Source organism: Brachybacterium timonense, from assembly GCF_900258505.1.
GTDB classification, from domain to species: domain Bacteria; phylum Actinomycetota; class Actinomycetes; order Actinomycetales; family Dermabacteraceae; genus Brachybacterium; species Brachybacterium timonense.
The window spans coordinates 1990137-2011831 of sequence record NZ_LT984895.1; the positions used below are offsets into that span (position 1 = coordinate 1990137).

Consider the following 21695-nt stretch of genomic DNA (forward strand, 5'->3'; position numbering starts at 1 on the left):
GAACGGAGCGGCCGCCGGGCACCCGCAACGATTTCTACCCTCAGGAGACGACCGTGGCTTCCACGTGTGACATCTGCGCCAAGGGCCCGAGCTTCGGCAAGTCCGTGTCCCACTCGCACCGCCGCACCTCGCGCCGCTGGAACCCGAACATCCAGTCCGTGCGCGCCGTGATCAAGGGCACGAGCACCCGCCTCAACGTGTGCACCTCGTGCCTGAAGGCCGGCAAGGTCGAGAAGCTCGGCGCCTGAGCTCAGCGGCGACGCCGCAGCACCCCAGCATCACGACGGCCCCGTCCCATGCGGACGGGGCCGTCGTGATGCGCAGCACCGCCCTTTCGGGCCCCACTCACCCATCAGGCCCCACGAGCGACCATCTCCACGAGACGAAGCCCATGTGCTTCAAAGTCTTCGTCCCCCACTCCGAATGCCCACACCGCGGTGCCGATAGCCTCCACGATCTGGGCACGGCGCATCTCGTGCCCGCGCAGGTCGGTACCGTACCCGGTCCAGAACGCCTGCTCGAGTACAGCATCACGCAGGAAATCCTGACGGGAGAGCCGACCTATATCAGTGACGGCAGGGCGGAGCTCAGCTCGTCCAAAGTCGATCAGCCGCACGCGGCCACTGTCGTCCACCAGCCAGTTTCGCGGCTGGTAATCACCGTGCGTAGGCACAAGCGTCGTTGGCATCGGGCCCCATGCATCAACCTCCGCGCGGACCACCCTGACCTGCGCCGTCGGAATACGATGCGGTCGCTCGAGCAGCTGGCGGATCTTCTCCCGTTGCCCCGGCCAATATGTGCCGCCGTCCGGGATCGCCTCAACCGCATGCAGCCGGGCGAGCAGGACACCAGCCTGCTCGTAGGTATGCGGATCGTCCTGCGCGGGGTGCTCAAGAACGATTCTCCCAGGCAGATGCTCGAAGACAAGAACGTGTGTCTCCGCATCAAGCAAGACGGCCTGTGCGGCGTCCCCAGTGGCAGCGAGAGCCCCAACCCAGCGACAGTGTGCGGCGATCTCCCGCAGGGCATGGTGATCCGACGGGCTGGTCGCCTTGACAACCAAGCGTCGGCCTTCGTGCACGACCTCGAGAACAGTCGCATACTGACCACCCCAGCCGAGATCGGCCACAACTTCCGCACCCGGCAGCTGCCGTTCGAGGAAACGCTTTTGCCGGCTGGACAGAGCAGGGTGGCTATGCAGCTGCACGACGTCAGCGTGAGTGCGCCGACGCGACGTACTGTTCGGGGAACTCAGCTGAGCTCCGCTCCGTCGAAGGTCGCGGTGTCGATGACCGCGCGGAACTTCACGTCACCATCCACCACGCGGTCGTAGGCAGCGTCGGCTTCCTGCACGCTGATCGTCTCGATCCGGGCAGCAATGCCGTGCTCAGCGCAGAAGTCCAGCATCTCCTGTGTCTCGCGGATGCCGCCAATATTCGATCCGGCAAGCACCTTGGCGCCACCGATCAGCGAACGGAACGTCAGCGGCTGCTTCTCGGGCGGCAGACCCACAACCACCATGGCGCCATGCGGGGCGAGCAGACCCAGGTAGGCATCCACGTCGATATCGGCGCTGATCGTGTTGAGGATCAGGTCGAAGGTCCCACGGTTCTGGTCGAAGAAGCCGTCCTCGGTGGTGGGCAGCACGCGGGCAGCGCCGAGCTCGAGGGCTTCCTTCTCCTTGCTGCGACTGCGGGTGAGCACAGTGACGTCGGCACCCATGGCGGCGGCGATCTGCACACCCATGTGGCCAAGGCCGCCCAGGCCCAGAACAGCGACCTTCTTGCCGGGGCCAGCACCCCAGCGAGCGAGCGGAGAGTATGTGGTGATGCCAGCGCACAACAGGGGCGCGGCGCGATCGAAGGGGATCGCCTCCGGGATGCGGCACACGAAGCGCTCGTTGACGACGACCTTCTGGCTGTAGCCGCCCTGGGTGATGGTGCCGTCAACATCGGTGGCGTTGTAGGTGCCGACGTTACCGTTCAGGCAGTTCTGCTCCTGGCCTGCCGCGCACTGCTCGCACTCGCCGCAGGAGTTCACCATGCATCCCACACCCACACGGTCGCCGACGGCAAAGGCAGTGACCTCGGAGCCGACGGCTTCGACCTCGCCAGCGATCTCATGGCCGACGGTCAGCGGGAAGTGGGCTTCGCCCCACTCATTGCGGATCGTGTGGATATCGCTGTGGCAGATACCGGCGGCACGGATCGCGATCACAACGTCATCCGGGCGCGGATCACGGCGCTCGATCTCGGTGACGCGGAACGACTCACTCGGGCCCGTCTTCTGCAGAGCTTTGACGGTGAAGGGCATGGCACTCTCCTTCGTTCGGGGCGTTCCATCAGCCTACGCAGTGCGGAACGCTGATACCGCCGCCTGGGCTGTCCAGCGCCATGACAGCGGTTCTCGCGAGCTCGAAAGGCCAGGTGGGTTATAGGCCAGATTGTGTGTATGGATCCGGCTGATTCTGGACCCTGACCTGGGGGTTTAGGGGTGTTGACATGCTTTGGAAGCATGTTGGGTGTCGCCTCCTGGTAATCGGCCTCGGTGTCGTGTATGTGATCAGTCCCTGGTCAAGAGCGGGAAGACCTCAGCGGGGCGGACGAGGTGGCGGTGTCGCTCCTGCGGCTCCAGCACCGTCCTGGACCGTCCCGACATCAGCCGACGAGCTGAGCTGGAGTGGTTCCATGCCTGGCTGCTGAAGGGCGAGAGGCCACCGGCCTCGGCCGGCAGCGATCGCACGCTCCGCCGCCGTCTGCGCTGGTGCTGGCGTATCGAGGTCCCGCCGCCACTGCCCACGGGCGAGCTCCACGACGTGGTCATGCTCGATGGCACCTGCTTCCAGAACTGGTGCCTGCTGATCGCGACTAACGGTCATTACGTGCTGGACTGGCAGTGGTGCGACCGGGAGAAGAAGATCGCCTGGGCTCAGATCCTGCAGCGCTGGCCCGCACCACGTCTGGTCGTCACAGACGGTGGAACGGGACTGCACGCAGCCGTGCACGAGCACTGGCCCCAAGCACGCGTCCAACGCTGCTACTTCCACATCTTCCAGAACGTCCGCCGCTACACCACGCTTGCCCCACGCCTCGAGGCCGGGAGGCAGATCCTGGCACTGACCAGGGCGCTCATGAAGATTCAGAACCTCGATCAGGCCGCTCTCTGGCTCGGTGCCTACGCGTCCTGGGAAGCACGCTGGAACGAGTTCCTCCGCCACCGCACCTACGCACGAACCGGCACAGAACGCCCGAGCTCGGTGCCGCTGGACAAGCCGTGGTGGTACACGCACCGAGACCTCCGCAGTGTTCGTGGCTTGTTCCGCGGCCTGATCAAGCACGAGAACCTCTTCGCCTGGCTCGCACTCGCCCCCGACATCGACAAGCCGCTGCCCCGGACGACATCACCCTGGAAGGCGCTCAGAACACGGCCGTCAAGGACCTCCTGCGGCGACACCGCGGAATGCCCGCGGACCACGCCAGACGAGCCGCGGAATGGCTCCTGGACTCCCTCACCGCAACCCCACGAGAGCCCTGGTCACTCGCACGCGAAGAGCACTGGAAACCGCCACCAGCGCGACCGGCGATCACTCCAGGCCCGGAGCCCGGCCCCACCCTCGGCACCAGCTTCTCCTGGGAAGACGGCAACGGAATCCAACACGGCTGGGCCGGCCGAACACACCCCTGACCCCGCCACGACACGCCCCGGCCATACACTCATTTTGGCCAATAACCCTCATTTTGGCCAATAACCCGGACACGTCCCCGGGGTGCTAGCGCCTGATGCCCCAGAGCGCATGCGAAGGCCCCCTCAGGATCAGGGCCCGAGGGGGCCTTCGCGCTCCCAATGAGAGAGCAACGCTAGGGCGGCACCAAGGTTCTGCGGGCTCATCTCGTCCCGCACAGTCCCCTCGGCCTCCTGGGTGCACCCGCTCTCGCTGGCTCCAGGCAGTTGCCGCACGACAGATGCTACCCGACCTTCTCGACCGATGAAAGGGCGGTGGCTTGCCTTTTCGGGGTGATGCACGGTCAGGCGAAGTGGTCCCAGCCCTGGGAAGGCAGCGGAGCACCATCCAGCAAAACAGCGGGTTGCTCACCGTCGCGCGGTGCGCGTGCCTGACCGATCTGTCTGAATCCCGCGGGGACTGCTCCCGCGGAGAAGGACGCAAGCAGGGCGTGTTCCTCGCCGCCGTGCAGCACCCAGTCCCAGGGATCGGCATTGAGCTCATGGGCGAGAGGTCGTAAAGCCTCGGCATCGGTGGCGAGCACCGCGCGGTCAAGTTCGAGCACGATGTTGCTTGCACTCGCGATCCGGGCGGCGTCGCGGCTCAACCCGTCGGAAAGATCCATCATGGCGCGGGCACGGCGGCCACTGCCCCAGCCGATCGACAGATCCGGATCGGGCGCGTTATGCCACAGCAGCAGCTCCTCAGCCCCGGGGGTGGCCACGTCGATGAGCTGCACGCGGAGTGCGCCGTGCTCGTCGGTGGCGATGCGGCAGCGGTCAGCGAGCACGAGGGCAAGTCCCGCCGCAGAGCGTCCCAGCTGCGCCGTGCCGATGGCGAGCACATCACCGGGGCGGGCCCCGCTGCGCAGCACTGGGGGCTGCCCTTCCTCGAGAGTGCCGAGTGCGGTGAGGGTGAGGCTGAGGGCATCACCGGTGCCCATATCGCCGCCGACGAGTTCGGCACCCCAACGCTGTGACTGTTCGGTGAGGCCGACGGTGATCTGCGTGAGCACGTCGGTGGGCGTTCCCGCGGGAACGCTCACGGCAGCTAGCAGCGCGAGAGGACGGGCCCCCATAGCCGCCACATCCGCCAGGTTCTGCACGGCGGCCTTGCGGCCGATCAGCACCGGAGCTGTCGTGTGCGGGAGGAAGTCGACGCCCTGGACGAGCGTGTCGGTGGTCGCGACGATCCGGCCGGTGGGCACGCGCAGCACGGCGGCGTCGTCGCCGGGGCCGACCTCGAGCCACTCCGGTGAGGAGGCGGGAGCGGCCGTGGAGAGGATCCGCTGCAGGATCGCCTGCTCCGAGTGGGCAGCACTGGACCCGGTGGCATCGGGATGCCCGGGCCCATCGAAGACAGCGCGTGGTGGTGTCATGCTCTAAGTGTGCCTGCGGGCAGCCCGGCTAGGCTGATGTGCGTCCCGCAGGCCGCATCACACAGGAGATACGCATGTCAGCTCTCCGCCGCTCCCGTCGTCGCCGCGCTGGGCTCGGCGGTGTCGTTCGGGGCCGGCGCATGCGGGAGCGGACTGTGCCGGACCGGGCTCAATCGGAGTGGACTACCCGGGGACATGGTGTTCTGAGTCGGTTTGTTCGCTGTGGCGCTGTGCTGTGCGGCACTGGGCTCGCTATCGCTCTTGCTGGCTGCGGTCTGGTCACCGTCCCGCAAGGGCCTGATGCCGCCGATCCCGCCTGCGCCGATATCGTCCAGGGCGCTCCCGCGATGATGCTCGAACAGTCCCGTACAGAGACCAGCTCGCAAGGCACCGTCGCATGGGGGCGCGGCGCTGATGCGGTGGTGCTGCGCTGCGGGGTTACGCCACCAGGCCCCACCGCGGATATGTGCACCCGCTTAGGCAGCGACGGTGTGGAGGTCGACTGGATCGTCCGTGAGGAGGGCGGCATCGTGCACTTCACGACCTACGGCCGCACACCAGCGGTGGACGTGACAGTGCCGCGCTCCCTCGCCCCGGACCAGCCTTCGGCAGTTCCGCTCGAGATGGGCCGCACGATCACGGCAATCCCGGCGACGGACTACTGCGTCGGTCCGACCGACGCGGGCTGAGGAGCAGGGCCCGCGGCATCCCTTTCCCAGCGCCGACCGGGCTGTGCGCTGACCGACCTCGCCGCCGGCCAGGTCCAGCGTCCACCAGACTCGGCATTGTCCGCACCAAGGGATGCCCGGCCTCAGCCTCGGCCAGAATCAGCGTTCACCAGATTCAGCGCAGGCCGATGCGGCGTTCGAGTGCCTGGTCGATCAGGTCACTGATCAGATCGGAGTAGCTGAGGTCCATCGCCTGCCACAGCACCGGGAACATGGAGAACGGCGTGAATCCGGGCATGGTGTTCACCTCGTTGACCAGCACCCGACCGTCGGCCGTGACGAAGGTGTCCACCCGCGCTAAGCCCTCCAGATGCAGCGCCGTGAACGCGCGAGCTGCCACGTCCCGCACAGCATCCAGCTGCTGTGTCGGCAGAGAAGCGGGCACCTCGATGCTGATCGTGCCCTTGCCGAAGTACTTCGACTCGTAGTCGTAGAAGTCGAGGTCCGCGCCGACGGCTACCTCGCCCGGCACCGTGGTGCGCGGCGCGGCACCGTCCCTACCCTCCAGCACACCGCACTCGACCTCGCGTCCGTCGATGCCCTGTTCCACGAGCACCACCGGGTCAATCGCGAATGCCGTCTCAAGCGCCGCATCCAGCTGCCCGCGCTCGTTCACACGGGAAACGCCCAGGCTGGACCCGGCCCGCGCAGGCTTGACGAACAGCGGCAGCTCCAGCGCCTCGGCTGCACGGTGCGTTCGTTGCGGATCACGTCGATGCACCGCGTCGCGCACCACGATGCCGGGGGCACAGGGAATGCCCGCGGCCTCCAGCACGGTCTTGGTCATCGACTTGTCCATCGCCAGCGCTGAGGCGAGCACACCTGAGCCCACGTACGGCACATCCAGCAGATCCAGTGCGCCCTGAATGGTCCCGTCTTCGCCGTACGGGCCGTGCAGCAGCGGGAACACGACATCGATCTGGGCGGCGTCCTCCACACGACCGTCCTCACGAATCACGCGCAGCGTGCAGCGGTCCCCGGCGCGATGAACCCGAGCCGGCAGCAACACCTCGGGCCCGTCGGCGGTCACCTGTGGCGCTTTCCCGTCGTGCATCGTCCATGCCGCCGGGTCATCGCTCGCAAGCACGTAGCGACCATCGGCGGTCACGCCGATCGCGATCACGTCGTACCGGTCCCGGTCGATCGCGCCGAGGATGCCGCCAGCGGTGATACAGGAGATACCGTGCTCCCCGCTACGGCCGCCGAAGAGAAGAGCAACGGTGGGTCGAGTCATGGATCCGAGGGTAATCACTCCGGACGCACCGACCGTGACAGCAGCGCGGCGGTGACATCGGTGATCTTCGCCTGGCGGTCCACGACGTCCACGACGGCCGTGGTCAGCGGCATATCGACGCCGAGGGCACGGGCGAGGTCCGACACGGCTCGGGCAGTCGCGACACCCTCCGCTGTCTGACCCACCTCAGCCATCGCCTGCTCGAGGTTGAGGCCACGGCCGAGTCCCTCCCCCAAGCGATGGTTGCGCGAGAGCGGAGAAGCGCAGGTCGCCACCAGATCTCCCATGCCGGCGAGGCCAGCGAAGGTGTCCCGCTTGCCCCCGAGGGCGGTCCCCAGGCGTGTGATCTCCGCCAGTCCCCGTGTGATCAGGCTCGCGATGGTGTTCTGCCCGTGGCCGAGGCCGGAGGCGGCGCCGACGACGATCGCGATCACGTTCTTGACCGCGCCCGCGATCTCGACGCCGATCACATCATCCGAGGTGTAGGCGCGCAGGTAGGGTGCGTCGCACCAGGCAGCGACCCGTTCGACCACTTGCGCGTCAGCGCCCGCGATCACGGTGCCGCAGGGGCGACGCTGCGCGATCTCGGCAGAAAGATTCGGGCCTGAGAGCACGGTGAAGAGTTCTGGGCCGACGGCGATCTCGTCGGCGAGGATCTGGCTGATCCGGGCGTCGGTGCCGCGCTCGATGCCTTTGACGAGGGAGAGGACGGGGATATCGAACGCCGTGACCTGTCCGGCGGACCGCCAACCGCGCAGCGTCTCGCGCAGCACCTGAGCGGGGATTGCCACCACGGCACCATCGGCGCCGTCGAGTGCCGCAGCGATATCCGCGGTCGCGGTGATCGAGGAGGGCAGGTCATGTTCCCCCAGGTAGCCCGGATTGCGGTGCTGCTCACGAATCTGGGTGGCCGTCTCCTCCCGACGCGCCCAGAGCACAACCTCGCATCCAGCATCCGCAAGGACCTGGGCGAACACTGTTCCCCAGCTCCCCGCGCCCAGGACCGCAAGACGCGTGCTCATCGTCGGCTCTCCTTGCGCGGTCGCCGCATGCCGTCCTCGGGGCGGAAGGCATCCATGGTCGGGTCATAGGGCGTGGGCGGTGGTTGGTCACCGCGCAGCGCGGCGATCAGCTCGGTGATGGTGTCCATGAGCTCCGCCGTCAGGCGGATCTCCGCGTCGTGCTGCGTCTCCCCTGGGCGGGGTTGCGGGACGTACGGCTCGCCGACGTGCAGGATGATCGTCCTACGCGGTACGAGACGCGGAAACACCGCGCCGACGGGCCAGAACTCACGCGACCCCACGCAGGCGACGGGCACGATCGGCGCACCGGTGCGCAGGGTGAGGCGGACCGTCCCGAGCCGGGCGCGCATCGGCCACCCCGCAGGATCCCTCGTGTACGTGCCCTCCGGGAAGACCATGACGGAACCGTCCGCGGAGAGTTCTCGTTCGGCAGCGGCAAGAGCATCGCCACCGCGTCCCGCACCTCGATGCACCGGGATCTGTCGGGTGCGACGCAGCAGCGGGCCGAGCACGGGGACCTCGAACAGCGAATGCTTGGCGAGGAACCGGGGCGGCACACCCGAGAACTGCAGCAGATAACCGTAGGCGAGAGCGTCAAAGGGTCCCGTGTGGTTTCCGGCGATCACCATCGGTCCGGCGATATCGAGGCGATGGGCGTTCTCGATGCGCAGGCGCACGAGCGCGCGGATCAGCGGCCGAAGCGGCACCTGGGCGAGGCTGATCACCAGCCCTGCGCGGCGCGCGGGAGGACGGGCACCGGGAAGATCCCAGCTTCGGGCGAAGCTCACTCGGCGCGCGAGGCTGATCGGGGCAGCAGAGCACGTGGCCCCCGACGGGGCAGGCGCCGCTGCGGGGGCAGCTCGGCCAAGGTACGGCGGCGCAGGGTGGTGGGCGCGCGACGAGCCAGTGTGTTCACCGCGGCAGCGTGCAGCACACGACGGGGCGCGAACAGCAGGCGTCCGCGCAGGCTGCGGTACTTCACCGCGGTGGTGACCTGCAGCAGCTCGCCGCCCGGCAAGACACCGACGGCGATGCGAACCTGCAGGTGATCGGAGTCGTCACGGATCAGCGCTTCACCGCCCTCGACCTCATCCACCACATAGGTCTTCTCCGGTGGCGGCACCATGTCCAGCAGGCGCACCGCCTCATCACGCAGCGCTCGTGCCCCGCGGGTGGACAGCGGCGTGTTCTCGTGAGCGAAGATCGCTTCAGCCCAGGCGCGCGGATCCGTCTCCTCGCAGCCGCCTGTCGGGACGATCACCACATCGCAGTAGTCGGGCACAGGGATGTCCCGCAACGCGATCGAGGCGGCCGGCGAGCTGCTCATGCGTCACCCTCCCAGTACTCGGCGCCGAGCGCCGTGAGCTTCTCGCGGAACAGCTCGTAGCCGCGGTCGATGAGGTCGATGCCACGGATCGTGGAGACACCCTCCGCGCCCAGGGCAGCGATCAGGTACGAGAAACCGCCACGCAGGTCCGGCACGGTGATGTCGGCAGCCCGCAGCGTCGTCGGCCCAGAGACCACGGCGGAATGATTGAAGTTGCGCCTGCCGAAACGGCAGCTCGAGCCGCCCAGGCACTCGCGGTACACCTGGATCTGGGCGCCCATTTCATTGAGCGCGTCGGTGAAGCCCAGACGGTTCTCGTACACGGTCTCGTGCACGATCGAGATACCGCCAGCCTGCGTGAGCGCGACCACGAGCGGCTGCTGCCAGTCGGTCATGAAACCGGGGTGGACGTCGGTCTCTACAGCGATGGACCGCAGTTCCGTTCCGGGGTGGAAGAAGCGGATGCCGTCGTCGGTGATCTCCATGCCACCGCCGATCTTCCGGAAGGTGTTCAGGAAGGTCGACATCGGCTTCTGCTGGGCGTCGCGGATGAACACGGAGCCTTGCGTGACCAGTGCAGCGCACGCCCAGCTGGCTGCTTCGATCCGGTCTGGGATCGCCACATGCTCGTAGCCGCTCAGGTGCGGAACGCCTTCGATGGTGATGGTGCGGTCCGTCTGCAGGGAGATGATCGCGCCCATCTTCTGCAGCACGGCGATGAGGTCCTCGATCTCGGGCTCCACCGCGGCGTTGGACAGCTCCGTGATGCCCTTGGCGCGTACAGCGGTCAGCAGCACCTGCTCGGTGGCGCCGACGCTCGGGTACTCGAGGTGGATCTTCGCGCCGCGCAGGCCACTCGGTGCCGTGATGTAGATGCCGAACTCGCGCTTGTCCACCACAGCACCGAAGCTGCGCAGCACATCCAGGTGATAGTTGATCGGTCGGTCACCGATACGGCACCCACCCAGATCCGGGATGATCGCCTCACCCAGACGATGCAGCAGCGGGCCGCAGAACAGGATCGGAATCCGAGAGCTGCCGGCGTGAGCATCGATGTCGGCGACATGCGCCCTCTCGACTGCTGAGGGATCCATCCGGATCACGCCCGCATCCACGTCACGTTCGATCTTCACGCCGTGGATGGACAGAAGCTCTGAGACGATCTGCACATCGCGGATGTCTGGCACCGAGCGAAGGGTGCTGGGGCCCTCGCCCAACAGGGCGGCGACCATCGCTTTGGAGACGAGGTTCTTGGCGCCGCGCACAGTGATCTCACCGTCAAGGCGGCGTCCGCCGCGTACATGGAATGTGGAGGTCATGATGTCCTTGGTCATCCGTCGGGGGTCGCTGTCCGGGACGAGAGCTCGCGCTCGGATCATCACGGAACGGCCCGGGAATACCTCAGCACCATACCGGAGCGGGGTACGACGACCCTGAAGGCAGGGCCGTGACCACCACCCTCTTGCCTGCCGACGCCTGGCTGGCGCCTCGTCAGCCCTCGGCAGTGCGAACAGGCAGAGTGCGAGGCATCCAGGCAGGTCGTTTCGCCTCGAACGCGTCGATATCGGCTTCGTGACGCAGAGTCAGCCCGATGTCGTCGAGCCCTTCCATCAGGCGCCAGCGGGTGTAGTCATCGATGTCGAACCGGAAGGTCGCATCGGCGGCATGCACCTGACGCTCCACCAGGTCCACGGTGATCTCCGTGCCGGGTGCCTCCTCGAGGATCTTCCACAGCTGCTCGATGTCGTCATGCCCGAGCTGCGCGGCGACGAGGCCCTGCTTGCCGGCGTTGCCGCGGAAGATATCGGCGAAGCGGCTGGAGAGCACTGCCCGGAACCCGTAATCGCGCAGAGCCCAGACAGCGTGCTCGCGGGAGGATCCGGTGCCGAAGTCGGGGCCTGCCACGAGAACGGAGCCGGCGCTGTACGGCTCGCGGTTCAGCACGAAGTCAGGGTCACCGGTGCGCCACGCGTGGAACAGACCGTCGTCGAAACCTGTCTTGGTCACGCGTTTGAGGTACACGGCGGGGATGATCTGGTCAGTGTCGACATTGCTGCGGCGCAGCGGCACGCCGATGCCGGTGTGGGTGGTGAAGGCTTCCATGGAGGCTCCTGATCAGGCGTCGAGGTCGAGGGGGGAGGAGAGGGTGCCGCGCACAGCGGTGGCGGCGGCCACGATCGGCGAGACGAGGTGGGTACGCCCACCCTTGCCCTGTCGGCCCTCGAAATTGCGGTTGGAGGTCGAGGCGGAGCGCTCCCCCGGCGAGAGCTGGTCGGGGTTCATGCCCAGGCACATGGAGCACCCTGCCTGCCGCCATTCGGCGCCGAAAGCGAGGATGTCCTTGTCCAGGCCTTCCTGCTCCGCCTGCAGGCGCACGCGCGCCGAACCGGGAACCACCAGGACTCGCACGTCGGGATGCTTGGTGCGGCCGCGGATCACATCGGTGAAGGCACGCAGGTCTTCAATCCGACCGTTCGTGCAGGACCCCATGAACACGGTGTCCACGCGGATGTCCTTCAGCGGCGTGCCCGGCACGAGATCCATGTACTCCAGGGCGCGCTGCGCCGCGAAGCGGGACGTGTCGTCGGTGAAGTCCTCCGGCGCGGGCACTGACCCACTGAGCGGCAGGCCCTGCCCGGGGTTCGTGCCCCACGTCACGAAGGGCTCAAGCTCATCGGCGTCGATGATCACCTCGGCGTCGAACTCGGCGTCGTCGTCGGTGCGCAGGCTCTTCCAGTACTCAACGGCCTCATCCCAGTCGGCGCCCGTCGGTGCATGGGGGCGGCCCTTGACATACTCGAAGGTGGTCTCATCCGGCGCGATCATGCCGGCGCGGGCGCCAGCTTCGATGGACATATTGCAGATCGTCATCCGGCCTTCCATGGAGAGGTTCCGGATCGCTTCGCCACGGTATTCGAGCACGTAGCCTTGCCCACCGCCGGTGCCGATCTTCGCGATCACAGCGAGGATGATGTCCTTCGCGGTCACGCCCGGTTTGAGGGAGCCCTCGACGGTGATCGCCATGGTCTTGAAGGGTTTCAGCGGCAGTGTCTGGGTGGCGAGCACATGCTCGACCTCGCTCGTGCCGATGCCGAAGGCGAGTGCTCCGAAGGCACCGTGGGTGGAGGTGTGCGAGTCGCCGCACACGACGGTGATGCCCGGCACGGTCAGGCCCAGCTGCGGGCCGACGACATGCACGATGCCCTGGTCGCGATCGCCCAGCGGGTGGATGCGCACACCGAACTCCTCGGCGTTGCGGCGCAGCGTCTCGATCTGGGTGCGGCTGGTGATGTCGGCGATCGGTTTGTCGATGTCGATCGTCGGGGTGTTGTGGTCCTCGGTCGCGAGCGTCTGGTCGACGCGGCGGATGGTGCGGCCTTCCTGGCGCAGCCCGTCGAAAGCCTGGGGGCTGGTCACCTCATGCAGGAGCTGCAGGTCGATGTAGAGCAGGTCGGGTTCTCCGTCCTGTCCGCGCCTGACGACGTGATCAGCCCACACCTTCTCAGCGAGCGTTGCTGCCATGGTTCCTCCTCCGGCCCGACGTCGAGCCCTTCGTCCGTGCGGGCGGGCGCGGCCGGTGACGGCGCAGCGCTGAGCCCTGCATGTGGCCATCGTCCGGCGCTCGTGCTGGTCCCGCATTTGCGTCTCACGCATCAAGACGGCAATATCGGGTCATGGACAATTCGGTGGTGGAAGAGAAGGACGCGGGAAGCGGCGTTGGCGTGCTCGACAAGGCAGCCGCCGTGCTCGGCGCCCTCGAGGCGGGCCCGGCGACGCTCGCGCAGCTGGTCACATCGACAGGCCTCGCCCGCCCCACGGCGCACCGGCTTGCTGTCGCACTGGAGTATCACCACTTGGTCTCACGCGATATGCAGGGTCGTTTTGTCCTCGGACCGCGGCTCGGCGAGCTTGCGGCGGCCGCCGGTGAGGATCGCCTGCTGGCAGCCGCTGGTCCGGTGCTCGCGACGCTGCGGGACCGCACCGGCGAGTCCGCCCAGCTGTACCGTCGCCAGGGCGAACACCGCATCTGCGTTGCTGCAGCGGAACGCCCGATCGGACTACGAGACACCGTGCCGCTCGGCTCCACGCTCACCATGCGCGCAGGCAGCGCAGCGCAGATCTTGCTGGCCTGGGAAGAGCCCGACAGGCTCCACCGCGGGCTCATGGGAGCGCGTTTCACAGCCACGCAGCTGTCTGCGGTACGTCGGCGCGGCTGGGCTCAGTCGATCGGAGAACGCGAACCGGGCGTCGGCTCGGTGTCCGCGCCCGTGCGCGGCCCGAACGGGCGTGTCGTTGCTGCTCTCAGCATCTCCGGTCCGATCGAGCGGATCACACGCCAGCCGGGCAGACTGCACGCAGCCGCCGTGGTGAGCTCAGCGAACAGCCTCGCTGAGGTGCTGCAGCACGGCGCCTCGGCGTAAGGCGCATCCCTGCACGGAGAGGCTCAGCGTTCGATCCAGATCGGCGTGTTCGTGAAACGAAGTATGGCCGCCAGATCCTGTGACACACCGGCATGCTCCGGCCCGCCGGTTTCCTGCGGCGCCGGGGCGACGATCAGGCTCGTGCCCTCGCTCGCGTCGACGAGACCACGCGGCCCCTTCGCTTTCGGCACCAGCACCTCGCCGACGTCCACACGGTCTGATGTCTGCGCGACCACGCTCGCGACATGGTCCAGAATCTGCTCGGCGCGCTCGGGCGGTGTCTCCGCCGCGACGATCACGTTGACGCCCACGCCGTAGGCAGCGGCCAGAGTCGCCGCGCGGGCGATCACGGCATCGTTCTCGCTATGGACGAGGCCGATCGGACCGTCGATCGCGATATCGCCGCGAACCACCACCACCGGGCAGTATGCACGAGCGGCCAGGGCAAGAGACTTCGAGCCCATCACCATGCGCATCACGCGCCCCAGGCCGCGGCCGCCCACCACGATCACGTCCGCGGCGCGGCTCGCGCCCACGAGCACGGCGGTCGCGTTCCCGTCGACCGTTTCGCTGGTGACCTCCAGGTCCGGAGCAATCTCATGAGCGATCGCTGTGGAATCAGCCAGTAGCTGCTGGGCGGCGTACCCCACGCCGGAGTCGGTGATACCGGGCACAGGTTCGGTGCTCACCCCGAGCTCGGCCCACACCATCGCGTGAACCAGGTGCAGGGTGCCGCCCACGGCGTGGGCATGCTGGGCGCCCCAGCGGACGGCGAGATCGGATTCCGAGGAGTCGTGGACTCCCACTGTGATGCGCGGGGCAGGGATGGTCTCCATGGCTCTGAGCCTACGCCGTGCGTCGACATATGCACCGGCACTGGCGCATTGCATCGAAGCAACCGTGTCGCCGATATGACGAGGAGCCGACCCCTGAAGGTGCCGGCTCCTCCCAGTACCCCGTACCGGATTTGAACCGGTGTTACCGCCGTGAGAGGGCGACGTCCTAGGCCGCTAGACGAACGGGGCTCGGCATCATGCCCCGCGATAGCGGGACGGTCTGCGCTGGGGTACCTGGACTCGAACCAAGAACAACTGAACCAGAATCAGCCGTGTTGCCAATTACACCATACCCCATGGTGAGAGCACGATTTCGTCCTGCCGGGATCATCTTCTACGAAGGCGATCCTGCGGCGGTTACCGATCTCGTACCGGGGATCAACAATAGCCGACCGTACGCCGCAGAGCAAAGCGCGAGGGCGCTTTCATGCTGTGAGCATGCGCACCCTCGCGCGGGGTCACCGTCGTGCCTGGCTTCTGACTCAGGCTGCCGCGAGCCGCTCGCGCAGTGACCGAAGCCGGGCGAGACTCGAGGCTTTGCCCAGCAGCTCCATCGATTCGAACAGCGGCGGGGAAACGCGCCGTCCGGAGATCGCGCTGCGCAGCGGGCCGAAAGCGAGGCGCGGCTTGATGCCCATGTCCTCAACAATCGCACCGCGCAGCACTTCTTCGAGTCGACTTGCCTGGAAGTCGTCGTCAGCCACGCCGTCCAGGTCGGCGATCGCGCGATCGAGCACGGCCACAGGATCCTCGCCCAGCTTCTTCAGCGCATCATCATTCACCACCAGGTCGTCGTCGGCGACGAACAGGAAGCGCAGTAGATCCGGCGCCTCACCCAGGAGGTTCATACGGGGCTGGACGAGGGGCGTCGCGGCGGTGAGCAGGGCGTGCTGCTCCGGCGTGATCGGGTCAGCCACCACATCGGCGCGCTGCAGGTAGGGGATCATGCGCTCGGTGAAGTCCGCCGGTTCGAGCATGCGCATGTGGTCGCCATTGATGGCAGTGGCCTTCTTGATGTCCACGCGCGCCGGATTGGGGTTCACATCCGCCACGTCGAAACGCTCCACAAGCTGATCACGCGTGAAGACGTCCTGGTCGGCGCTGAACCCCCAGCCCAGCAGCGCCAGGTAGTTCACCATGCCCTCCGGCAGGAAGCCCTGGTCGCGATACAGGAACAGGTTCGACTCGGGGTCGCGCTTGGAGAGTTTCTTATTCCCCTCCCCCATCACGTACGGCAGGTGACCGAACACCGGGATGCGCTCGGCCACACCGATGTCCATCAGGGCCCGGTACAGCGCGATCTGGCGCGGGGTGGAGGAGAGCAGATCTTCGCCGCGCAGCACATGGGTGATGCGCATGAGCGCGTCGTCGACCGGGTTCACCAGGGTGTACAGCGGCTTGCCATTCGCGCGCACGACGACGAAGTCGGGAGTCGAGCCAGCACGGAAGGTGATCTCGCCGCGCACCATGTCCTCGAAGGTGATGTCCTCATCGGGCATGCGCAGACGCCACACAGGTTCGCGGCCCTCAGCACGGTAAGCGGCTTTCTGCTCCTCGGAGAGGTCGCGGTCGGCCCCGTCGTAACCGAGCTGCGGGTCGCGGCCCGCATCGCGGTGACGCTGCGCGATCTCCTCCGCTGTTGAGTAGGACTCGTAAATATGCCCAGCGTCCTTCAGCTTCGCGATGACGTCCTGATAGATGTCGGCGCGCTGCGACTGGCGGTACGGGCCGTCGGGGCCACCTACCTCTTCACCTTCGTCCCAGTCGATGCCGAGCCAGCGCATGGCGTCGAGCAACTGGTGATAGGACTCCTCGCTGTCCCGCTTGGCGTCCGTGTCTTCGATGCGGAAGACGAGCTTTCCGCCGGTGTGGCGGGCGTAGGCCCAGTTGTAGAGCGCGGTGCGGACCATGCCGACGTGCGGGGTGCCCGTCGGGCTGGGGCAGAAGCGCACGCGCACGTCGGCGCCGGTCGCGGGGGTGCTGGGGGTGACAGTGCTGGTCACGAAAACTCCTGTGCAGTATGCGGGTGGCGCGCTCAGCGCCTCACGATGGGATTGGTCAGCTCGCCGATGCCCTCGACGGCAACGGTCACCGAACTGCCGGCCTCGACGGTGCGCACGCCGGCGGGGGTGCCGGTGAGCACCACGTCGCCGGGCAGCAGCGTGGTCACGCGGGAGATGTCGCTCAGCAGCTGCGCGACGGAACGGACCATGTCCGCGGTGGTGCCGTCCTGAACGGTCTCGTCGTCGATGCGTGATCCGATCCGCAGCGCCGACGGGTCAAGGTCGGTCTCGATCCAGGGGCCGAGCGGGCAGGACGTGTCGAACGCCTTGGCACGGAACCACTGATTCTCCGTGCGCTGGCTGTCGCGGGCGGTGATGTCGTTCGCGCAGGTGTAGCCGAGCACCACCTGTTCGGCCTGCTCGGGGTCAATGTCTTTGGCCATCCGCTTGATCACGACGGCAAGCTCTGCCTCGAGGCTGACCTCCTGCGAATAGGCGGGCAGGATGACAGGATCTGAGGGGCCGATCACGGCCGTGTTCGGCTTGAGGAAGAACAGCGGTTCAGTCGGCACCTCCCCGCCCATCTCAGCAGCGTGGGCGGCGTAGTTCTTGCCGACGCACACGACTTTCGAGCGCGGGATCACCGGGGCGAGCAGGCGTACGTCCTCCAGGGGAAGCACGGTGCCCGTCGGCCGGATCTCGGTGTACAGCGGGTCGCCGGTGAGGGCGTAGACCATGTCACGGCCGTCCTTCTCCTGGACGATGCCGTACATCGGGTCCTCACCGGTGGTGAATCGGGCGATGCGCATGGGCTCCAGTCTAGGCGTGACCGGCAAACCGGCTGCGGTGCCCGGAGCACGAGGCCTCCTAGACTCACGCACATGCGCATCTGGCCACGTTCCGCCCGCTCCACCCCTTCGCCCGCAGCTGCCGGATCAGGGGCGCCGACTCGGCCGCTCATCGTGATCACCGGCGCCTCCGCCGGGATCGGTGAGGCGATCGCCCGTCGCCTCGGGGCCGACGGGGCGCGTCTGGTCGTGCTGGCGCGGCGTGCCGAGCGTCTTGATCCCCTGGTCCAGGATCTGGGGGCGGTCGCCTATCCCGTGGATCTCTGCGACCCACAGGCCACGGCGGAGGTATGCCGCCGCATCCTCGAGGAGGTCGGCGTCCCGGATGCCGTGATCAACAATGCCGGGTCCGGGCGTTTCCAGTCGATCGAGGAGACCAGCGCCGAGGAGGCTCGCGCGCAGATGGATCTGCCCTACTTCGCGGCCTTCCATGTCACCCGCGGGCTGGTGGAGCCGATGATGGCCCGCGGCTCGGGCGTGATCTTCCAGATCAACTCGCCCGTCGCCGTCATCCCTTGGCCCGGGGCTGTCGGCTATGCGGCGGCCCGCTGGGCGATCCGCGGCTTCACCGAGGCGCTGCGGCAGGACCTGCACGGCACCGGTGTCCTGGTGGGGTCGCTGACGCCGACCCGAGTGCACTCCGACTACTTCACGGCGAATCCGGATTCGCTGGATCGGGTGCCGAAGGCCGAGGTGGTCGTGGGTACGATGACGCCTGCGCAGGTCGCCGACGCTGTGGCCGACGCCCTGCGCAGGCGACCAGGCAGGGATTCCTACGCGCCGTGGCGCTGGACGTTGCTGGCGCCGCTGGCGAAGGCGGTGCCGGGCCCGTTCGTCTGGCTGTTCCGGGTCACCGGTCGCCGTCGACGAGGCCGAGGTCGACCATGAGCTCGGCGGCGGTCCCGGGCTCGGCCTCATCGGCCCCCTCGGCCTCGGCCGCATCCTCCGCGGCCTGCTCGCGCTGCATTCGTCGGCGGCCGACGACCGCGCCCAGCAGGCCCAGCACCACGCCGAGGACCAGCCAGCTCACCAGCCAGGAGATGTCCCCGACCGGGTCGATCCAGCCGCCGCCGATCGCGCCGCGGAAGGCGTCGACCGCATGGGTCATCGGCAGGAACGGGTGGAGCATCTGGAAGAAGCCCGGCAGGGTCGGGACCGGGTAGGTGCCGCCCGCCCCGGAGATCTGCAGGGCGATCAGCACCAGGGCGACGAACTTCCCGACCGGGCCGAACATCGCGCCGAAGCCGTGGTTCAGGGCGACGAACACCAGCGAGGTCAGCCCCGCGAGGCCCAGCATCAGGGGCAGGTCCTGCACAGTGACGCCCACCAGCCAGTGCAGAGCGCACACGGCGATCAGGGTCTGGACCAGGCCCAGCAGGAAGGCGGGGATCAGCCCCCCGGCCAGCAGCCGCACCGGTCCCGCCCCGCGCGCCATCGCCTCGGCGGAGAACGGCGGCATCATCAGGAAGATCGCCATGCCGCCGACCCACAGGCTGATCGCGAGGAACAGCGGGGCGAGGCCCTCGCCGAAGCGGCTCAGCTCGTGCTCGCGCTCGAAGCTCATCTGCACCGGGTCCGAGGCGGTCGAGGCGAGCTCGCTGCTCTCCTCGTCGGTGTAGGAGGGGACGTCGTCCTTGGAATCGGCCAGGCCGTCGGCGAGCTCGGTCGAGCCGTCGTCGAGCTTGCCGGCGCCGTCGTCCAGGTCGATCGCGCCGTCGGCGAGCTGCGTCGCCCCGTCGTCCACCTGGCGGGCGCCGTCGGCGAGGTCCGCCAAGCTGTCCGCGAGGGTGCCGGAGCCGTCGGCGAGCTGCTGCGCCCCGTCGCGGGCGTCGCCCATCCTGTCGGCGAGCGTCCCGGCGCCATCCTGGAGCGCGCCGGTGCCGTCGGCGAGCCGCTGGGCACCGTCGCGGGCCGAGCCCACGCCGTCGGTGTATTGGCCGACGCCCGTGGCGAGGTCCTGCGCGCCGTCGCGGGCGGTGCCCGTCGCGGCGGCGAGCTTGTCCGCGCCGGAGGCGACCTCGCGGGCGCCGGAGTTCAGGCGGTGGATGTCCTGCACGCCCTGGTCCAGGGTGCCGTACGCCTCGGGCAGCGCGCGCGCCGCGGTGCGGGCCTGGTCGGCCAGCTCGTCGGCGAGGTCGGAGGGGCTCTGCCCGGGCTCGGCCGACGGGACGGCGACGGCGAGGTCCTCCCGCACCGTGCCGAGGTCGGTGTGCAGGGTCGAGGTGTCCTCGGCGAGGGTCGAGGTGCTGCGCTCGAGGTCGGCGGCGCCCTGAGCGAGGGCCGAGGTGGTGGTGGACAGGGTCGCGAAGTACTGCTCCATGTCGGAGGCGGCGCCGCTCATGCCCTCAGCGGTGCCGGCGACGTCGGCGGAGGTCTCCGCGGCGGCCTGGGCGAGACGGTCGGCCTCGGCGGCGTCCGTGGAGGCGGTCTCGGCGTCGGTGGAGGCGGTGGTGGCGTCCCCGGAGGCGGTCGCCGCGTCCTCCTTCGCCTGCGCGGCGTCCTCGGACAGGGTCGAGAGCTCCCCGCAGAACTCCTCGTCCGCGCCCGAGTCCGCGCAGCGCTCGGCGAGATCCGCGGCGTTCGCGGCGAGGGTGTCGGTCTCCTCGGCGACGGTCCCGGCGGAGCCCGCGGAGGTCGCGGCGGACTCCTGCGAGGTCTCGGCGGACTGCGCCGAGTTATCCGCGGCCTCGGCCGCATCCTGCACGGCCTGGTCGAGCGTGTCGACCTCCCCGGCGATCGACTCGGCGCCCTCGCGAAGAGTGCGGGCGTCCTCGGCCCGGTCGCTCGTGGAATCGTCGAGGCCCTGGGCGGTCTCCGCGAGTTCCCCGGCCCTCTCGTCGAGGGTGGCGGTGGCCGTCGCGATGGTCTCGGAGTCGCCGACCGGAGCGTCGAGCAGCTCGGGCATGCCGTCGATTGCGCCCTCGAGGTCGTCGATCGCGCTGACCAGGTCCTCGCTCGCCTGCTGCACGCTCTGCTCGGTCACGCCCAGCTCGCGGGCGCGCTCGGCGGCGCTGGTGACGGTCTCGTCCAGCTGCTGGGTGCCGTCGGCGACCTGGCCCGCGCCGCCGGCGAGGTCGCTCGCCCCGCTGGCGAGCTTCTTGGTGCCGCCGGCGAGCTCGTCCGCGCCGCTGCGCAGCGGCTGCCCCTTCTCGTCGAGGGTCACCAGACCGCCGGAGAGCTGCTGCGCCCCGGCGTCGAGGGTCGCGACCCCGTTCTGGAGAGTGACCGCGCCGTCGGCCAGCTGATCCAGCCCGACCACCAGGTCGAGGCTGCCGGAGTGCAGGTCGACCGCGCCGTCGGCGAGCCGACCGGACCCGTCCACGAGCTGCCCGGTGCCGTCGGTGAGCTCGCCGGTGCCGTCGACCAGGTCGCCCGTGCCGTCGTGGAGGTCGCTCGCACCGTCGGAGAGCTCGGCGGCGCCGTCGGCCGCGTCCACGATCCCGTCGTGGATCGTCGTGAAGCCGACGTAGATCTTGTCGAGGTACTCCTCGAGGACCGAGGCGCGCAGCGCGTCCGTGAGCGCGGTGCCGATGGACTTGGTGAAGTTGCCGCCGACGTAGTTGACCGAGTCGTTCGTGGTCACGGTGATCATCGCGGGCGCCGCGTCCATCGCGTCGCCCCCGAGGGAGGCGATGTTCTCGGAGAAGTCGGAGGGGATCGCGACGGTGGCCCCGTAGGTGCCGTCGGCGAGGCCGCGCTCCGCCTCGGCGCGGGAAACCTCCACGAAGCGGTAGACGTTCTCCTGGTCCTTCTCCAGCAGGGTGTCCGTGAACTCCGCACCCACGTCGAGGTGGGAGACCTCGCCGTCGGGGCTCTCCGCGTCCGCGCCCGTGTCCTCGTTCACCACGGCGGCGGTGATCTGGTTCAGATGGTTGCTCGGGTCGATGAACGACCAGGTCATGTTGCCCGAGTAGACCAGCGGCACGAGCGCGAGGCCCGTGACGAACAGCGCCGCGATCGGCTTCTTCCACTCGCCGGGCAGCAGGGCGACCGCACCCCGACCGGCGGCGGAGGCACCGCGGCCGACGGCGGAGACACCGCGGCCCACGGCGGCAGCGGCGGTGCCAAGAGCGGACAGGACGGTGCTGAGCGCGGTCGAGAGCGCGGTGAGGAAAGCACGGAGGATTCGCATCACGCGGCGACGATACATTGGTGTATCGATTCCGAGTACCCCGTG

18 protein-coding genes, 2 tRNA genes and 1 pseudogene are annotated in these 21695 nt (G+C 68.3%); 5 read left to right on the plus strand and 16 right to left on the minus strand.

Going from position 1 to position 21695, the window contains the following annotated elements; all coding sequences use genetic code 11:
* Positions 1-53 precede the first annotated feature (53 nt).
* Positions 54-248 carry a 50S ribosomal protein L28 gene (gene rpmB, locus C8271_RS08820; RefSeq protein ID WP_106506970.1) on the plus strand — a complete coding sequence of 65 codons (195 nt, stop codon included), beginning with the start codon at positions 54-56 and terminating at the stop codon, positions 246-248.
* Positions 249-352: 104 nt separating this feature from the next.
* Here rpmB and C8271_RS08825 read toward each other — a convergent pair whose 3' ends face one another.
* The gene (locus tag C8271_RS08825; protein WP_170957841.1) at positions 353-1207 is read right to left on the minus strand and encodes a phosphotransferase enzyme family protein; all 855 of its coding nucleotides are present in this window, start codon (positions 1205-1207) and stop codon (positions 353-355) included.
* 44 nt (positions 1208-1251) lie between these two features.
* Positions 1252-2313 (minus strand): NAD(P)-dependent alcohol dehydrogenase, encoded by a 1062-nt coding sequence (locus tag C8271_RS08830; RefSeq protein WP_106506972.1) that lies wholly within the window; start codon positions 2311-2313, stop codon positions 1252-1254.
* A gap of 208 nt (positions 2314-2521) precedes the next feature.
* Between C8271_RS08830 and C8271_RS08835 the strand changes: the two are divergent.
* Positions 2522-3684 (plus strand): annotated as a pseudogene (locus C8271_RS08835) (IS1249 family transposase).
* Positions 3685-4025: 341 nt separating this feature from the next.
* Here the strand turns inward: C8271_RS08835 and thiL are convergent.
* The gene (gene thiL, locus C8271_RS08840) at positions 4026-5099 is read right to left on the minus strand and encodes a thiamine-phosphate kinase (RefSeq protein WP_106506973.1); all 1074 of its coding nucleotides are present in this window, start codon (positions 5097-5099) and stop codon (positions 4026-4028) included.
* A 230-nt stretch (positions 5100-5329) separates the two neighbouring features.
* Between thiL and C8271_RS08845 the strand changes: the two genes are divergently transcribed.
* Positions 5330-5788 (plus strand): DUF3515 family protein, encoded by a 459-nt coding sequence (locus C8271_RS08845; RefSeq protein WP_245921064.1) that lies wholly within the window; start codon positions 5330-5332, stop codon positions 5786-5788.
* 154 nt (positions 5789-5942) lie between these two features.
* On the opposite strand, the gene C8271_RS08850 is transcribed toward C8271_RS08845, so the two are convergent.
* From C8271_RS08850 to leuC, 7 genes are all read right to left on the minus strand, one after another.
* Positions 5943-7061, minus strand: a complete 1119-nt coding sequence (locus C8271_RS08850) for a D-alanine--D-alanine ligase family protein (protein WP_106506974.1) — start codon at positions 7059-7061, stop codon at positions 5943-5945.
* A gap of 14 nt (positions 7062-7075) precedes the next feature.
* The gene (locus tag C8271_RS08855; RefSeq protein ID WP_106506975.1) at positions 7076-8083 is read right to left on the minus strand and encodes an NAD(P)H-dependent glycerol-3-phosphate dehydrogenase; all 1008 of its coding nucleotides are present in this window, start codon (positions 8081-8083) and stop codon (positions 7076-7078) included.
* The gene (locus C8271_RS08860) at positions 8080-8871 is read right to left on the minus strand and encodes a lysophospholipid acyltransferase family protein (RefSeq protein ID WP_106506976.1); all 792 of its coding nucleotides are present in this window, start codon (positions 8869-8871) and stop codon (positions 8080-8082) included. The genes C8271_RS08855 and C8271_RS08860 overlap by 4 nt, the downstream gene beginning before the upstream one ends.
* Positions 8868-9410, minus strand: a complete 543-nt coding sequence (locus C8271_RS08865; protein ID WP_106506977.1) for a DUF2867 domain-containing protein — start codon at positions 9408-9410, stop codon at positions 8868-8870. The genes C8271_RS08860 and C8271_RS08865 overlap by 4 nt, the downstream gene beginning before the upstream one ends.
* Entirely contained in the window at positions 9407-10729 is a 1323-nt protein-coding gene (gene murA / locus C8271_RS08870; RefSeq protein WP_106506978.1) for a UDP-N-acetylglucosamine 1-carboxyvinyltransferase, read from the minus strand. The genes C8271_RS08865 and murA overlap by 4 nt, the downstream gene beginning before the upstream one ends.
* A 172-nt stretch (positions 10730-10901) precedes the next feature.
* Complete coding sequence (leuD, locus tag C8271_RS08875; RefSeq protein WP_106506979.1) at positions 10902-11513, minus strand: 3-isopropylmalate dehydratase small subunit; 612 nt, start codon at positions 11511-11513, stop codon at positions 10902-10904.
* A 12-nt stretch (positions 11514-11525) separates the two neighbouring features.
* A complete protein-coding gene (leuC, locus tag C8271_RS08880; protein WP_106506980.1) occupies positions 11526-12932 on the minus strand; it encodes a 3-isopropylmalate dehydratase large subunit in 1407 nt (468 codons plus the stop codon).
* 152 nt (positions 12933-13084) lie between these two features.
* Here leuC and C8271_RS08885 point away from each other — a divergent pair, with 152 nt between their 5' ends.
* The gene (locus C8271_RS08885) at positions 13085-13831 is read left to right on the plus strand and encodes an IclR family transcriptional regulator (protein WP_106506981.1); all 747 of its coding nucleotides are present in this window, start codon (positions 13085-13087) and stop codon (positions 13829-13831) included.
* Positions 13832-13854: 23 nt separating this feature from the next.
* On the opposite strand, the gene C8271_RS08890 is transcribed toward C8271_RS08885, so the two are convergent.
* The 5 genes from C8271_RS08890 to C8271_RS08910 form a co-directional block, all read right to left on the minus strand.
* Complete coding sequence (locus tag C8271_RS08890; RefSeq protein WP_245921065.1) at positions 13855-14667, minus strand: universal stress protein; 813 nt, start codon at positions 14665-14667, stop codon at positions 13855-13857.
* 116 nt (positions 14668-14783) lie between these two features.
* Positions 14784-14856, minus strand: a tRNA-Glu gene (locus C8271_RS08895).
* Positions 14857-14892: 36 nt separating this feature from the next.
* Positions 14893-14964 (minus strand) — tRNA-Gln (locus C8271_RS08900).
* Positions 14965-15149: 185 nt separating this feature from the next.
* On the minus strand, positions 15150-16577 hold the full coding sequence (gene gltX / locus C8271_RS08905) for a glutamate--tRNA ligase (protein ID WP_245921188.1): 1428 nt from the start codon (positions 16575-16577) through the stop codon (positions 15150-15152).
* Between the two features lie 125 nt (positions 16578-16702).
* Positions 16703-17479 (minus strand): fumarylacetoacetate hydrolase family protein, encoded by a 777-nt coding sequence (locus C8271_RS08910; RefSeq protein WP_106506983.1) that lies wholly within the window; start codon positions 17477-17479, stop codon positions 16703-16705.
* Between the two features lie 72 nt (positions 17480-17551).
* On the opposite strand from C8271_RS08910, the gene C8271_RS08915 reads away from it, so the two are divergent.
* Positions 17552-18406 (plus strand): SDR family NAD(P)-dependent oxidoreductase, encoded by an 855-nt coding sequence (locus C8271_RS08915; RefSeq protein WP_106506984.1) that lies wholly within the window; start codon positions 17552-17554, stop codon positions 18404-18406.
* Here the strand turns inward: C8271_RS08915 and C8271_RS08920 are convergent.
* Entirely contained in the window at positions 18369-21650 is a 3282-nt protein-coding gene (locus tag C8271_RS08920; protein WP_106507986.1) for a YhgE/Pip family protein, read from the minus strand. The two genes, C8271_RS08915 and C8271_RS08920, sit on opposite strands and share 38 nt — an antisense overlap.
* Between the last annotated feature and the right edge of the window lie 45 nt (positions 21651-21695).